The sequence below is a fragment of the Metapseudomonas cellulosilytica genome (assembly GCF_049334135.1).
Taxonomy (GTDB): domain Bacteria; phylum Pseudomonadota; class Gammaproteobacteria; order Pseudomonadales; family Pseudomonadaceae; genus Metapseudomonas.
The window spans coordinates 1-1,236 of sequence record NZ_JBHZGN010000060.1 but is presented as its reverse complement, the minus strand read 5'-3'; the positions used below and the strand labels follow the sequence as shown (position 1 = coordinate 1,236).

Here is a 1,236-nt window from a genome sequence, read left to right as displayed (position 1 = left end):
GTAGATACCGTCTTGCCCCTTAGTGGGCAAGGGCCAGTTTCGGATCGAATGGCCGACCCGATTTCAGCACGCCATAGGCGATGTGCAGCAGCTTGCGCATCGCCGCGCAAACGATCTGCTTGCCCGCCTTGCCACGCGCCCGCAGGCGTTTCGCCAGGGCGCGGATGGCCGCGTTATGCGATATCGAGACCACTGCCGGCATGTACAGGCCCGCCCGCAGGCGAGATGAGCCGATGCGCGAGATGCGGACATGGCCTTTGTGCTTGCCGGAGTCCTGCAAGCGGGGATTCAGCCCGGCAAACGCGACTATGGCTCGAGCGCTGGTGAATTGCAGGGGATCACCCAGTTCGGCGAGCAGCAGGGCCGCGGTCTTGTCTGCGATGCCATCGATGCTGGTCAGCAAGTCACGCTTGCCGCGCAGGTCCGGATCGCTGTCGATGTGGTCCTGGATCGCCTGCCGGGTTTCAGCAATTTGCCGCTCTATGTGCTGCAGCACCGAGCGGATCGAGTCCTGCACACTGGCATCCGCCACGTCCAGACGGTTGCGCTCCATCTGCTCCATCTCCTGCAGGTCCTGCAGGCGGCGAACCAGGGCACGCAGGCGGCGAATGGCCGGCGGCTCCGGTTGCCAGGCGCGCAATTCGTCCTGATGGCGGGCGCCGTACTCGGCGATCAGCTTGGCGTCGACCTTGTCCGTCTTCACCCGCTGCAGCTGGCTGCTAGCGTAATGGGCGATCTGCGCAGGGTTCATCACACACACACGGTACCCCAGGCCGTGCAGGTACTCCGCCAGGCCCTCGTGGTAGATGCCCGTGGCCTCCATCACGACCCAAGCGCCCGGCTCGCTGTACGTGAGCAGCCACTCCTGCAAGACCCGGAAGCCAGCCGCGCTATTGGCGAGCTTGGCCTTCGTGCGGTACTTGCCATTGGCCTGGACGGTGGCGATATCGAAACTGTGCTTGGCAATGTCGATGCCGACGATGCTGGACATACAAACTCCTTAAACGCTCCAGAAAGATCATCACTGCACCCGGCTCGACCTTGTGAATGCGAGCTCTCACCTAGGGTGGGCCCTGGATACCGTTCGAGCTGTTCGAGTGAGTGTGGAGGGCCGGAGCACTATCTACGTCGCAAGCTCGAGGCCTAAGGGTGGATACGGCTTCCTGACCCTCCCCCGATGATCAGTCGGGGACTATCGCTCTTTGAAAGGACGCTAGTCGAGATACAAGGGTGGAT

At 62.7% G+C, this 1,236-nt stretch carries 1 protein-coding gene; it reads right to left on the bottom strand.

Features of this window, described 5'->3' with window-relative positions:
- Nucleotides 1-19: 19 nt before the first annotated feature.
- Entirely contained in the window at nucleotides 20-991 is a 972-nt protein-coding gene (locus ACFW0H_RS30090; RefSeq protein ID WP_422917478.1) for an IS110 family RNA-guided transposase, read from the bottom strand.
- Between the last annotated feature and the right edge of the window lie 245 nt (nucleotides 992-1,236).